A 14,238-nucleotide genomic window follows, 5' to 3' on the forward strand; every position below is an offset into this window, starting at 1 on the left:
AAACCTGTGGACAACCTCCTGAAGCTGTGGATACCGGGGTTGTGGCCGCAGAGGCGCAGCTCAGGGGGCAGTGAAGTTATCCACAGGCACATAACCACCCAAACAAGCTGTTTTCGCCCCCGCACCCGACCCGGCACCGCCGCGGGAGGAGGACAATGGGAAGTCGCTCCCTGCGGCCCCAGGTGCCGCGGGCGCCCGCCCGACCGACACGCCACGGGCTTCGCCGTGGTCACCACGTCCCCTTCCGTCCCCCACTCCGCACCGCACAGACCCGTACCGAAGGGACAAGCACCCATGGCAGGTCGTCTTGGCTGACGCGCAGGTCAACCTCGCAGTGGTCTGGTCCAGCGTCCTGGACGGGATCGACAACGACTCCCTTCCCGCGCACCAGCGCGCATGGCTGCCGCAGACCCGTCCGCTGGGCCTGATCGAGGACACCGCGCTCATCGCGGCGCCCAACGAGTTCACCAAGAAGGTGCTGGAGACACGCCTGTACCCGGCGATCAGCAAGGCGCTCTCCGCCCACCTGGGCCGGGAGATCCGGGTCGCGGTGACGGTCGACCCGACCGCGGTGCCGACCCCGCCGCCCACCCCGACGCCGCCCGCCGCTCCGGGGCCGCAGGGCCCGCGCAGCGTGGAGGGGCACACCGCGCCCGCCTTCTCCCCCGTCGTGCCGGGCACCGCCCCCGGCCCGACCCGGCCGACGGCTCCCCCGGCGGCGCCCGCGGACGCCCAGCGGGCCGTGACCGGCTCCCGGGGACAGCACGCGCGTCCGGCAGCCGAGGCGGCCGAGCAGCCCGCACCGTGGCCCTCGGCCCCCGCTCCGGCCCCGGAGCAGGCCGACCTGCTGGGACCCACGCCCCCGGCCGACCACCCCTCCCCCACCGACGAGGCGCCGCACACGGTCCGCGACGCGCCCGCGCCCTGGGTCCAGCAGACCTTCGCCTCCCCCCAGGAAACGCCCACCGCGCCCCCGCTGTGGGAGCAGCCCTCGGCGCTGGAGCGGCCGCAGGAGCCCGCGGGGTGGCGGCAGCAGTCCTGGACGGAACCGGAGTGGGACCGGCCCAACCGCTGGGAGACCCCGCGGGAGGAGGCGCCCGCGCCGGGGGCGGAGGCGGCCGAGGAGGCCGCGCAGCCCGCTCCGGAGGCCGTGGAGGCCCCTGTGGAGGACGAGGCCCCGAAGGCCCCCTCCTCTCCCCCGGGGCGCTCGCAGGAGGTCCCGCCGGGCGAGCACGCGCGCCTGAACCCGAAGTACACCTTCGACACCTTCGTCATCGGCTCCAGCAACCGCTTCGCGCACGCGGCGTCGGTGGCGGCCGCCGAGGCTCCGGCCAAGGCCTACAACCCGCTGTTCATCCACGGCGGTTCGGGGCTGGGCAAGACCCACCTGCTGCACGCCATCGGGCACTACACGCACCGCCTCTACGAGGGTTCGCGGGTGCGGTACGTCAGCTCGGAGGAGTTCACCAACGAGTTCATCAACTCGATCCGGGACGGCAAGGCGGACGGGTTCCGCCGCCGGTACCGCGACATCGACGTGCTCCTGGTGGACGACATCCAGTTCCTGGAGAACAAGGAGCAGACGCAGGAGGAGTTCTTCCACACCTTCAACACGCTGCACAACTCCGACAAGCAGATCGTCATCTCCAGCGACCGGCCGCCCAAGCAGCTGACCACGCTGGAGGACCGGATGCGCAGCCGGTTCGAGTGGGGCCTGCTCACCGACGTCCAGCCGCCCGAGCTGGAGACCCGGATCGCCATCCTGCGCAAGAAGGCCGCGCAGGAGGGGCTGGCGGCCCCTCCCGAGGTGCTGGAGTTCATCGCGAGCAAGATCTCCACCAACATCCGGGAACTGGAGGGCGCGCTGATCCGCGTGACCGCCTTCGCCAGCCTGAACCGGCAGTCGGTGGACCTGGACCTGACCAGCCAGGTGCTGCGGGACCTGGTGCCCAGCACGGAGGTCCCCGAGGTCACGGCGGGGGCGATCATGTCCCAGACGGCCGCCTACTTCGGCCTGACGGTCGAGGACCTGTGCGGGACCTCGCGCTCCCGGGTGCTGGTGACCGCCCGGCAGATCGCCATGTACCTGTGCCGGGAGCTGACCGAGCTGTCCCTGCCCAAGATCGGGCAGCAGTTCGGCCGCGACCACACCACGGTCATGCACGCCGAGCGCAAGGTCCGCGGGCTGATGGCCGAGCGCCGGTCCATCTACAACCAGGTGCACGAGCTCACCAGCCGGATCAAGGACCAGCCCTCGCTGACCTGATCCACAGACTGTGCACGAGCCGCGGGGCGGCCTCCGGGACGGGGGCCGCCCCGCGGCGTCCGGTCCGCGGCCCGCGGCGGTGTGTCGGCCTGTGGACACGGCCACCTGTCGACACGGCCACCTGTCGACACGTCCCCAAGGCGACGCAGTCACAAGGCGGCACACGTTATCCACAGGGCCCCACCACGCCTGCGGCCGAGTTATCCACAGGCTTGTGCGCACGAACGCCCGCCTCTGGAGGGGTTCGCCGCCTCTGCCGACCTCCGGACGGGTTCGTGCCCGGCACGCCCTGTTCTCCCTGTTTCCCAGGCCTTCCGGGGCCGCTGTTGCCCTTCCCACACCTGGTCGGAGGCCTCCGCGCCGGTGTTCGGCGCGCGGAAGGGGGAACTCCCCTGTGGACAAACCTGTGCACAGACCCTTTGTCGGGGTTCGGGTGTTCTGTGGAGGGGCTCGGAAAAAAATTTTGGCGCTCTCTCGCCCAAGTTATCCACAGGAGGGGGGGCAAATCTGTGGACAACCCTGTGGACAACCTGTGGAAAAGCGCGCCGAGCCTGTGGGTAACCACCCCTGTCCCTGTGGACGCGGCGGTGGGTCATCCGATGACTGAACCACCGATCCTTGTGGAGAACCTGGGGAAAACCTGTGGACGAAGCTGTGGACGGAGTGTGGAAAACCTGGGGACGGCTTCGTTCGTCCACAGGCGGGCCAAGTTACCCACAGGGTTACCCACAGGACCTGTGGACAAAAATCCGCAGGTTGACCTGCGAAAACAAGGGTTATCCACACTATCCACAGGCCCTACTACTACTGCGCACCTTCATTAACCAAGATGTGGCTTCACAACCGCTCCGCGGAAAATCTGTGGACAACTCTCCGAGACAGGCGCGACGACAGCCCGGTGCTGAGCTGTCAGCGGCAGCGGGTGAATCCGGGTAACGTGTGGTCTCGCCCCTGTCCTCCGCCGCCCGCATCCGAGCGGTGACCCCGTACGGGATCCGAGACAGCTCCCGGCGCCACCGGCGCGGCCTCCACAGCCCTGTGGACGGAGCCCTCGGCGGACCCACAGATCCACGAGCTGCAACGTTGAGGCTTCGACCGGCACGCCGGTCGTGCGGAAAGTGAGTCGGAAAGTGAAGTTCCGGGTCGAACGCGACGTACTGGCCGAGGCGGTCGCCTGGACCGCGCGCACACTCCCGACGCGCCCCTCGGTGCCGGTGCTCGTCGGCATCCTGCTGGAGGCCGGTGAGTTCGACGGCCTCCAGCAGCTGCGCCTGTCCGGCTTCGACTACGAGGTCTCCACCCAGGCCGCGGTGGACGTCGAGGTCGAGGAGCCGGGCACGGTCCTGGTCACCGGTAAGCTCCTGGCCGAGATCACCCGCAACCTCCCCGCGCAGCCCGTGGAGATCTCCACCGACGGCGCCAAGGTCGTCGTCACCGGCGGCAGCGCGAAGTTCACCCTGACCACCATGCCGGTGGAGGACTACCCCACGCTCCCGGAGATGCCCGGTGTGAGCGGGACCGTCGGCAGCGACGCCTTCGCCGCCGCGGTCAGCCAGGTGGCCGTGGCCGCCGGGCGCGACGACACCCTGCCGATGCTCACCGGCGTGCGCGTCGAGATCGAGGGCGAGACCATCACGCTCGCCTCCACCGACCGCTACCGCCTGGCCGTGCGCGAGTTCACCTGGAAGCCGGAGAACCCCGACCTGTCCGCGGTCGCGCTGGTCCCGGCCAAGACCCTCCACGACACCGCCAAGTCGCTCACCTCGGGCGCCGAGGTCTCGATCGCCCTCTCGGACGGCGGCTCCGGCGAGGGCATGATCGGCTTCGAGGGCGGCGGCCGCCGCACCACGACCCGCCTGCTCGACGGCGAGTTCCCCAAGTACCGGGCGCTGCTGCCGGACACCTTCAACTCGGTGGCCGAGGTCAGCCGCTCCGAGTTCGTCGAGGCGGTCAAGCGCGTCTCGCTGGTCGCCGAACGCAACACCCCGCTGCGGCTGTCCTTCAGCCAGGGCCAGCTGGTCCTGGAGGCGGGCACCGGCGAGGAGGCGCAGGCGGTCGAGGTCCTGGAGGCCGACCTGGACGGCGACGACATCCAGATCGCCTTCAACTCCGGGTTCCTCCTGGACGGGCTCGGCGCCATCGGCACCGACGTGGCCCGCCTGCACTTCACCACCTCGACCAAGCCGTCGATCCTGACCGGCAAGCCCGCGGAGGAGGGTTCCTCCCCCGAGTACCGCTACCTGATCATGCCGGTGCGTCAGCCGGGCTGATCCGCGGCCGGTTCGATTGACTGGCACCTGCCGGATCCGGTCCGCGACCCGGGCCGGCCGGCGTCCATCCACAGGCGGCGAAGGGGAGCAGAGCAACCATGCAGCTCGGAATGATCGGTCTCGGCAAGATGGGCGGCAACATGGCCGCCCGGCTGCGGGAGAAGGGCCACGAGGTCGTCGGGTACGACGTCGCCTCGCCGGAGCGCGACGTCGACACCCTGGCCGGACTGGTCGAACGGCTGGCCGCCCCCCGGGTGGTCTGGGTGATGGTCCCCGCGGGCGACCCCACGGCCGCGACCATCGCCGAACTGGGCGAGCTCCTGGACGAAGGAGACCTCGTCATCGAGGGGGGCAACTCCCACTACGCGGACGACCGCGTCCGCGCCAAGGCGCTGGCGGAGAAGGGCGTCGGCTACCTCGACGTCGGTGTCAGCGGCGGTGTCTGGGGCCGCCAGAACGGCTACGGCATCATGGTCGGCGGCCCGGCCGAGGAGGTCGCGAAGGCCCGCCCGGTCTTCGACTCCCTCGTGCCCGAGGAGGGCGTGGGCTTCGTCCACGCCGGAGCGGTCGGCGCAGGACACTTCGTCAAGATGGTCCACAACGGCATCGAGTACGGCATGATGCAGGCCTTCGGCGAGGGCTACGAGCTCATGGTCGCCTCCGGCCTCGTGGACGACGTCCCCGGCACGTTCGAGAGCTGGCGCGAGGGCACCGTGGTGCGCTCCTGGCTGCTGGACCTGCTCTCGCGGGCCCTGGAGGAGGACCCCGAGCTGTCGCGCCTGCGCGGCTACGCCGAGGACTCCGGCGAGGGCCGCTGGACCGTCCAGGCCGCCGTGGACCTCGCGGTCCCGGCCCCGGCGATCACCTCCTCCCTGTACGCGCGGTTCGCCTCCCGCCAGGACGACAGCCCGGCGATGAAGGTCGTGGCGGCCCTGCGCAACCAGTTCGGCGGGCACGCCGTGCACCGCGCCGAGACCTCCGACGACATCGACGTCTGAGGCGTCCTCCCCCCGACCCGGGGACGCAGCCCACGGGCCGTCCCCGGGAGCGCCCCTTCCCCCGACCGCCGCCGCCCCAGGAGGAAGGCCGGATGTACGTATCCCACCTGCAACTGGCCGACTTCCGGTCCTACCGCGAGGCCCTCGTGGAGATGGGCCCCGGCGTGAGCGTGTTCGTCGGCGCCAACGGCCAGGGCAAGACCAATCTGGTCGAGGCGATCGGCTACGTGGCCACCCTCGGCAGCCACCGGGTCTCCTCCGACACCCCGCTGGTCCGCCAGGGCGCCCCCCGCGCGATCGTCCGGGCCAAGGTGGTGCGCGACGAGCGGTCCATGGTCGTGGACCTGGAGCTCAACCCCGGCAGGGCCAACCGGGCCCGGATCAACCAGGCGCCCGCGGGCCGTCCGCGCGAGGTCCTGGGGATCCTGCGCACCGTGCTCTTCGCCCCGGAGGACCTGGCCCTGGTCAAGGGCGACCCCGGCGAGCGGCGCCGGTTCCTGGACGACCTGCTGGTGGCGCGCGCGCCCCGGATGGCGGGCGTGCGCTCGGACTACGACCGGGTGCTCAAGCAGCGCAACGCCCTGCTCAAGTCGGCCTCCGGCCGGATGTTCCGCCAGCGCTCGGCGCCCGACCTGAGCACGCTGGAGGTGTGGGACTCCCACCTGGCGGAGACGGGCGCGGAGCTGCTGGCGGCGCGGCTGGAGCTGGTGGAGGAGCTGCGCCCGAGGATCGCCGAGGCCTACGCCGGGCTGACCGACTCCGGGGGCCCGGCCGTCCCCGACTACCGCAGCGGCGCGGTCCCCGAGGGGGTCGAACCGCCGACCGGCCGTCCACAGCTTGTGGAAACCCTGCGCGCGGCCATGGCCGAGGCCCGCGACCGCGAGCTCCAGCGCGGCGTCAGCCTGGTGGGCCCGCACCGCGACGATCTGGTCCTGCGACTGGGCGGGATGCCCGCCAAGGGCTACGCCAGCCAGGGCGAGTCCTGGTCGTACGCCCTCTCGCTCAAGCTGGCCGCCTTCGACCTGCTGCGCTCCGACGGAGACGACCCGGTGCTGATCCTGGACGACGTGTTCGCCGAGCTGGACAGCGAGCGCCGCCGCAGGCTGGCCGAGCGCGTCGGCGACGCCGAACAGGTCCTGGTGACCGCGGCCGTGCCCGAGGACATCCCCAAGGAGCTGGACGGGGCCCGGTTCGGCGTGCGCGAGGGGGGCGTCGCGGGTGAGTGAGCGTTATCCACACCCTGTGGACCGGGGATCGGCCTCCGGCGCGGCCGACCACGGCGGCGGAGGTCTGCGTCCACAGCCTGTGGACGGGGCGCGGCGTCCGTCGGAGCCGGGGCCGTCGGCTCCCCCGGCCCCGACGGGGGCCGACCTGGCCCGCCAGGCGCTCGCGCGCGCCCGGGCCGAGGCCAAGGACCGCGGCGCGGTGCCCCGAGGCCTCCAGCGCTCGCGTCGGCGTGGCCGGTTGCGGTCACGCAACGAGCCCCAGATGTTCGGTGAGGCCGTGCGCACGTGGCTGATCGAGCACGGCTGGCAGGAGCAGGTGGCCATCGGCGGCGTGTTCGGCCGCTGGGCGGATATCGTGGGCGATTTCAACGCGGAACACCTGCGTCCGGAGAGCTATTCGGACGGGGAACTGGTCGTGGTGGCCGATTCGCCCACCATGGCGGCCCACGCGCGAGCGATGGTGCGCGATCTCATGCGCCGTCTCAACGAGGAGCTGGGCGACGGCACGGTCGTCGCCATCAAGGTCCGCGGACCCGGTTTCCGGCGCCGCTGAGGCGCGCCCGCCCGGGCCGCGGGGCCGGAGTGCCCGTTTCCTCCACTTTCGCGGCTTGTGGATATCCCCAGGTGAACGCCGTTCCGGAGGGTGTCCGGCGCGGCCGGGGAGGGGCTCCGGTCCGCCCCGGGGCCGCCGGTCGCCGCAGGCGGCACTCAACCGCACCGGGACTTGCGCGCAGCCCCTCCCGCGTGTAGGGAGTCGTCTCCCTCCCTGAACGTTCGTTGTGAGGCGGCACAGGGCCGCCAATGCCACTTTGTCGCACCGTGCGGGGTATCATGGAGACGGTTCTTCAGACGCCTGTAGCCGGTCCCACGCCCCCAGAAGAGGGTGGGCGGACGGCCCCTGTGGCGAACGGTGATCCCCCAGGTGTCGCGGCACGCAGACCCTCCCGATCACCGTGTCACGGGTGACCGTCGCCGCTCGGCCGCGGTCGGCAGGCGTCCCCAGCAGGAGGGTGTTCCCACTTGGCCTACGACGCAGGTTCAATCACGGTTCTGGAGGGGCTTGAGGCGGTCCGCAAGCGCCCCGGAATGTACATCGGTTCCACAGGGGAGCGGGGCCTGCACCACCTGGTCTACGAGGTGGTCGACAACTCCGTCGACGAGGCGCTGGCGGGCCACGCCGACGCCATCGAGGTGACCCTGCTGGCCGACGGCGGCGTGTGCGTGGCCGACAACGGCCGCGGCATCCCCACCGACCTCCACCCGGTGGAGAAGCGCCCCGCCGTCGAGGTCGTCCTCACCACGCTGCACGCGGGCGGCAAGTTCGACGGCAAGTCCTACGCGGTCTCCGGCGGCCTGCACGGCGTCGGCGTCTCCGTCGTCAACGCGCTGTCCACCGCGCTGGAGGTGGAGATCCGCCTCCACGGGCACGTGTGGCGCCAGCGCTACGAGATGACCGCGCCCACCGGCGAACTCGTCAAGGGCGAGAGCACCGACGAGACCGGCACCCAGATCACCTTCTGGCCGGACGGCGACATCTTCGAGACCACCACGTTCTCCTTCGAGACGCTCGCCCGCCGCATGCAGGAGATGGCCTTCCTCAACAAGGGGCTGTCCATCACCATCCGCGACGAGCGGCCCGAGCACACCGACGGCGGACCGACGGTCAACACCTTCCACTACGACGAGGGGCTGTCGGACTACGTCCGCCACATCAACGCCAAGAAGGAGCCGGCGCACGCGTCGATCATCTCCTTCGAGGAGGAGGGCGAGGGGATCTCGGTCGAGATCGCCATGCAGTGGAACCAGTCCTACACCTCCTCCGTGCACACCTTCGCCAACACCATCAACACGGCTGAGGGCGGCACGCACGAGGAGGGCTTCCGCTCCGCGCTGACCACCCTGGTCAACCGGTACGCCCGCGACCAGAAGCTGCTGCGCGAGAAGGACGACAACCTCACCGGCGACGACATCCGCGAGGGTCTGACCGCCATCATCTCGGTCAAGCTGGCCGACCCGCAGTTCGAGGGCCAGACCAAGACCAAGCTGGGCAACACCGAGGCCAAGTCCTTCGTCCAGAAGGTCACCAACGAGCACCTGCGCGACTGGTTCGAGCGCAACCCCGGCGAGGCCAAGGACATCGTGTCCAAGGCCAGCCAGGCCGCCCGCGCGCGCGTGGCCGCCCGCCAGGCCCGCGACCTGACCCGCCGCAAGACCCTTCTGGAGACCACCTCCCTCCCGGGCAAGCTGTCGGACTGCCAGTCCACCAACCCGGAGGAGTGCGAGGTCTACATCGTCGAGGGCGACTCGGCCGGCGGCTCCGCCAAGGGCGGCCGCAACCCTCACAACCAGGCCATCCTGCCCATCCGGGGCAAGATCCTCAACGTCGAGAAGTCGCGCATCGACCGCATCCTCAAGAACGCGGAGGTCCAGGCGATCATCACCGCCCTGGGCACCGGCATCCACGAGGAGTTCGACGCCGAGAAGCTGCGGTACCACAAGGTCATCCTGATGGCCGACGCCGACGTCGACGGCCAGCACATCCGCACGCTGCTGCTCACCCTGCTGTTCCGCTTCATGAAGCCGCTGGTCGAGGCCGGGAACGTCTACCTGGCCGCGCCGCCGCTGTACAAGATCAAGTGGGACCAGAAGGGCAGCGACGCCAGCTACGCCTTCTCCGACGCCGAGCGCGACCGGGTCATCGAGGCCGGGATCGCCCAGGGCAAGAGGGACCCGCGCCCGCGCGACATGGTGCAGCGCTTCAAGGGTCTGGGCGAGATGAACGCCAACGAGCTGTGGGACACCACGATGGACCCGGACCGCCGCGTCCTGCTCCAGGTCAGCCTGGAGGACGCGGCCCAGGCCGACGAACTGTTCAGCGTGCTCATGGGTGAGGACGTCGAGTCGCGGCGCGCCTTCATCCAGCGCAACGCCAAGGACGTCCGCTTCCTGGACATCTAGGCGGTGTCTTCCGGACCTCCGCCCCGCTCCGGTCCGTGTTCGGACGCCCGAACCGACCCCCGCGAGCGGAGGCCGGTCCGAGAGGCACAGCCTGGGCCCCGAGGACCCGGGCCCCGCTCCCACCCGTGCTCAAGCAAGCTTCGTAGAAGGGACCGACATCCGTGACGGATGCGAACAACCCCGACGCCCCTGAGGGCGGGGACTCCACTGTGGAGGCCCCGCCGCGCGTGACCGACCGGATCGAGCCCGTCGACATCCAGGTCGAGATGCAGCGCAGCTACCTCGACTACGCGATGTCCGTCATCGTCGGCCGCGCCCTGCCCGACGTGCGCGACGGCCTCAAGCCGGTCCACCAGCGCGTGCTCTACGCGATGTACGACGGCGGCTACCGTCCCGACCGCGGCTACTTCAAGTGCGCCCGCGTCGTCGGCGACGTCATGGGCAACTACCACCCGCACGGTGACAGCGCCATCTACGACACCCTGGTGCGCCTGGCGCAGTGGTGGTCCATGCGGATGCCGCTGGTCGACCCCAACGGCAACTTCGGCTCGGCGGGCAACGACCCGGCCGCCGCCATGCGCTACACCGAGTGCAAGCTCGCGCCGCTGGCCATGGAGATGCTCCGGGACATCGACAAGGACACCGTCGACTTCCGGCCCAACTACGACGGCCGCTCCTCCGAGCCCGTCGTGCTGCCCGCCCGCTTCCCGAACCTGCTGGTCAACGGCTCCTCGGGCATCGCGGTCGGTATGGCCACCAACATCCCGCCGCACAACCTGCGCGAGGTCGCCGACGGCGTCAACTGGTACCTCGACAACCCCGAGGCGCAGGACGAGGAGCTGCTCGACGCGCTCATCGCACGCGTCAAGGGCCCCGACTTCCCCACCCGCGGGCTCATCGTCGGCAAGCGCGGCATCGAGGAGGCGTACCGGACCGGGCGCGGCTCCATCACCATGCGCGCCGTGGTCGAGGTGGAGGAGGACAAGCGGGGCCGCCAGACCCTGGTCGTCACCGAGCTGCCCTACCAGGTCAACCCGGACAACCTCGCGCTCAAGATCGCCGACCTGGTCAAGGACGGCAAGATCACCGGCATCGCCGACGTGCGCGACGAGAGCAGCGGCCGCACCGGACAGCGCCTGGTCATCGTGCTCAAGCGCGACGCCGTCGCCAAGGTCGTGCTGAACAACCTCTACAAGCACACGCAGCTCCAGGAGACCTTCGGCGCGAACATGCTCGCGCTGGTCGACGGGGTGCCGCGCACCCTGCGCCTGGACCAGATGATCCGGCACTGGGTCAAGCACCAGGTCGAGGTCATCGTCCGCCGGACCCGGTACCTGCTGCGCAAGGCCGAGGAGCGGGCGCACATCCTGCGCGCGCTGCTGCGGGCCATGGACCGCATCGACGAGGTCATCAACCTCATCCGGGCCAGCGCCTCCGCGGACCAGGCCCGCACCGGCCTGATGGACCTGCTGGAGATCGACGACATCCAGGCCCGCGCCATCCTCGACATGCAGCTGCGCAAGCTCGCCGCCCTGGAGCGCAACGCCCTGACGGCCGAGTACGACGAGCTCATGGCGCAGATCGCCGACTACAACGACATCCTCGAATCGGACACGCGCCAGCGGAGCATCATCCGCGAGGAGCTCGGCGAGATCGTGGAGAAGTACGGCGACGAGCGGCGCACGCACATCATCCCCTTCGAGGGCGACATGCGCATGGAGGACTTCATCGCCGAGGAGGACGTGGTCGTCACGATCTCCCGCGGTGGATACGCCAAGCGCACGCGCATCGACAACTACCGCGCCCAGAAGCGCGGCGGCAAGGGCGTGCGCGGGGCCCAGCTCAAGCAGGACGACATCGTCCAGCACTTCTTCGTCACCACCACCCACAACTGGATCCTGTGCTTCACCAACCAGGGCCGGGTGTACCGCACGAAGGCCTACGAGCTGCCCGAGGCCGCCCGCGACGCGCGCGGCCAGCACGTGGCGAACCTGCTCCCGTTCCAGCCGGGCGAGGAGATCGCGCAGATCATGGCGCTGCGCGACTACGAGGCCGCCCCGTACCTGGTGCTCGCCACCCGTGAGGGCCTGGTCAAGAAGTCCCGTCTGGAGGACTTCGACTCGGCGCGCGCGGCGGGCATCATCGCGATCAACCTGCGCGAGGGCGACGAGCTGATCGCCGCCCGGCTGGTCTTCCCCGACGACGACCTGCTGCTGATCTCCAGCGACGCCCAGGCGATCCGGTTCCCGGCCTCCGACGAGTCGCTGCGCCCCATGGGCCGCGCCACCAGCGGCGTGATCGGCATGCGGTTCCTGGAGGACGACTACCTGCTGAGCATGGACGTCATCCGGCCCGGCGACGGCTCCACGGACGTCCTGGTCACCACCGAGAACGGCTACGCCAAGCGCACCCCGTCCGACCAGTACCCGGTGCAGAACCGCGGCGGCAAGGGCGTGCTGACGGCCAAGGTGGTGGAGGCCCGCGGCAAGCTGGTGGGCGCCCTGATGATCGACCCCGAGGTGGACGAGGTCTTCGCGATCACCTCCGCTGGCGGTGTCATCCGCACCGGTGCCGACGAGGTCAAGCGGTCCGGCCGCACGACCATGGGCGTCCGGCTGATGAACCTGGCCAAGGGCAACAAGATCGTGGCCGTGGCGCGCAACGCCGAGGCCGCCGAGGAGGAGGCCGTCGAGACGGCCGAGGACGCGGGTGAAGCGAACGCCGACACGGCCGAGGACGTGAACGCGAACGCCGAAGGCAACCCGGAGGCCTAGACTTCGCGTTAGGCCCCATATGGGCCGCGGGGTTCGTTTTGCGCGGACCCCGCGGACACCCTGGTCGCGCCAATCACCCGTTCTCAAGGAAAGTCCAGCGGTAACGTTTCTATGTCTGACAACCAGCGGAACACCACCACGAACGAAACCGACCCGGACACGGCGGAGACCGCCCGGGACGGGGACGTGGAGACGACCGAGAAGGACACGGCAGAAGCGGGGGCCGCCGTGACCACCGAGGTCGGCGACAAGGCCGAGGCGGCGACGGGCGCCACCGAGGCCGGCACGGCCGAGGAGTCCGGCGAGGAGTCGGGGAGCAAGCCCGGCGACGAGGACGAGGGCTCCGCCGACAAGGCGGACACCGGGTCCGGGACCGCCGCCGGACCGGCCGGATCCGTGGCGGAGGACCGCGCCGAAGCGGGGGGAACGCCAGTGTCCGAATCGAAGACCTCGGTGCCTGAGGGTCCGAGCGCCGTGAAGGCCAGCCTGTCCAGCCGTAAGGCACACCTGTCGGTCTCCCGTGTGGAGCCGTGGTCGGTGATGAAGTTCAGCTTCGTCGTCTCCCTGGTGTGCTTCATCATCCTGTTCGTGGCGATCGCGGTGATCTACGCGACGCTGTCGATGCTGGGTGTCTTCGACGAGCTGACCAACATGCTCACGGCGCTCCTGGAGGGCGACGGGACCGAGGACGAGCTCGGCCTCGACCCGGCCTCCTGGTTCTCGCCGGGCCGCGTCCTGGGGTACACCGGCGTGGTCGGCGCGCTGAACATCGTGCTGATCACCGCCCTGTCCACGGTGGGCGCCATGCTGTACAACCTCGTCGCCGACCTGGTCGGCGGCATCGACGTGACGCTGTCCGAGGCCGAGTAGCACCGCCGTGAGGGCCCGGTCCCCGCTGGGGCCGGGCCCTCACGCGTTGGTTCGGAGCACTTCCGCACCCGGGTAAAATGGGAGGTGGAAAGGGACGCGTGCGCCGCGTCCCGCCTCGCGTCCGCCCCGGATCACCGGTTCGCCCCGGTCCCGCCGATGCGGTAGAGTTCCACACGCAGCAAGGGCGTATAGCTCAGTCGGTTAGAGCGCATCCCTGATAAGGATGAGGCCCCAGGTTCAAGTCCTGGTACGCCCACACACGAGAAGGCTCCCCACGGGGGGCCTTTTCTCATGTCCGCGCCTCACACGTGCGTCGGCGCCCGAGGCGCGGCCCGGCCGGGCACCGTGTTCCCGTGTCGACAACGGGCCGTGTCGACCTGTCGACTCGTGTACCCGTCGACTCGGGGACGCTGGTGCGATCAGGGCACCTGTAGGATGCGGCGCACCGGGAGGGCGTCGTCACCTCCGCCCCGGAGCGCGGGACGCGGGCGGCCTCCAGAGCGAGGACGGAGAAGCGTGGCCACGACCTTCGACTACCAGCTTCCGTTCCACATCAACCAGGTGTGGAACATGCTCCCCCGCTCCGTGTCGCGCACCAAGGGGCCTCGGGCCCGGGGAACCCGGTGCCCGGCGCCGGTTACCGCTACGCCTTCTCCACCGGCATGAGCCTGCTCACCCGGGGGTTCAACGTGTACGTCGACCTCTTCCCCATCCCCGGGGCACGCGCATGAGGGTGACGCCCAGCATGAAGTTCGGCGTCGTCGACTGGGGCGAGGGCGGCGAGGTCGCCGCCAGCCTGCACCACCACCTCGGCAACATGCTCCAGATCCAGGTCAACCAGGGCTACGGCCGGGGCGGGCGGTAGGGCCCGCGCCG

General features: G+C 70.5%; 8 protein-coding genes and 1 tRNA gene. All 9 read left to right on the forward strand.

The annotated features are described in order from the left end of the window. Nucleotides 1-334: 334 nt before the first annotated feature. The 9 genes from dnaA (at nt 335) to NDAS_RS00050 (ending at nt 13,618) form a co-directional block, all read left to right on the forward strand. Nucleotides 335-2,266, forward strand: coding sequence for a chromosomal replication initiator protein DnaA (gene dnaA / locus NDAS_RS00010; protein ID WP_041552117.1), 1,932 nt, complete (start codon nt 335-337; stop codon nt 2,264-2,266). Nucleotides 2,267-3,396: 1,130 nt separating this feature from the next. Then, the gene (gene dnaN / locus NDAS_RS00015; protein ID WP_013151062.1) at nt 3,397-4,536 is read left to right on the forward strand and encodes a DNA polymerase III subunit beta; all 1,140 of its coding nucleotides are present in this window, start codon (nt 3,397-3,399) and stop codon (nt 4,534-4,536) included. A 98-nt stretch (nt 4,537-4,634) separates the two neighbouring features. After that, nucleotides 4,635-5,534, forward strand: coding sequence for a phosphogluconate dehydrogenase (NAD(+)-dependent, decarboxylating) (gene gnd / locus NDAS_RS00020; protein ID WP_013151063.1), 900 nt, complete (start codon nt 4,635-4,637; stop codon nt 5,532-5,534). Nucleotides 5,535-5,626: 92 nt separating this feature from the next. Beyond that, complete coding sequence (gene recF / locus NDAS_RS00025) at nt 5,627-6,760, forward strand: DNA replication/repair protein RecF (RefSeq protein ID WP_013151064.1); 1,134 nt, start codon at nt 5,627-5,629, stop codon at nt 6,758-6,760. A gap of 79 nt (nt 6,761-6,839) precedes the next feature. Further along, a complete protein-coding gene (locus NDAS_RS00030) occupies nt 6,840-7,313 on the forward strand; it encodes a DUF721 domain-containing protein (protein ID WP_174546430.1) in 474 nt (157 codons plus the stop codon). A gap of 467 nt (nt 7,314-7,780) precedes the next feature. Further along, entirely contained in the window at nt 7,781-9,718 is a 1,938-nt protein-coding gene (gene gyrB / locus NDAS_RS00035) for a DNA topoisomerase (ATP-hydrolyzing) subunit B (RefSeq protein ID WP_013151066.1), read from the forward strand. A 161-nt stretch (nt 9,719-9,879) separates the two neighbouring features. Beyond that, nucleotides 9,880-12,492 carry a DNA gyrase subunit A gene (gene gyrA / locus NDAS_RS00040; RefSeq protein WP_013151067.1) on the forward strand — a complete coding sequence of 871 codons (2,613 nt, stop codon included), beginning with the start codon at nt 9,880-9,882 and terminating at the stop codon, nt 12,490-12,492. A gap of 111 nt (nt 12,493-12,603) precedes the next feature. Then, nucleotides 12,604-13,362 (forward strand): DUF3566 domain-containing protein, encoded by a 759-nt coding sequence (locus NDAS_RS00045; RefSeq protein ID WP_013151068.1) that lies wholly within the window; start codon nt 12,604-12,606, stop codon nt 13,360-13,362. Nucleotides 13,363-13,544: 182 nt separating this feature from the next. Then, nucleotides 13,545-13,618, forward strand: a tRNA-Ile gene (locus tag NDAS_RS00050). Nucleotides 13,619-14,238: the final 620 nt, after the last annotated feature.

It is taken from the genome of Nocardiopsis dassonvillei subsp. dassonvillei DSM 43111 (assembly GCF_000092985.1).
Lineage (GTDB): Bacteria > Actinomycetota > Actinomycetes > Streptosporangiales > Streptosporangiaceae > Nocardiopsis > Nocardiopsis dassonvillei.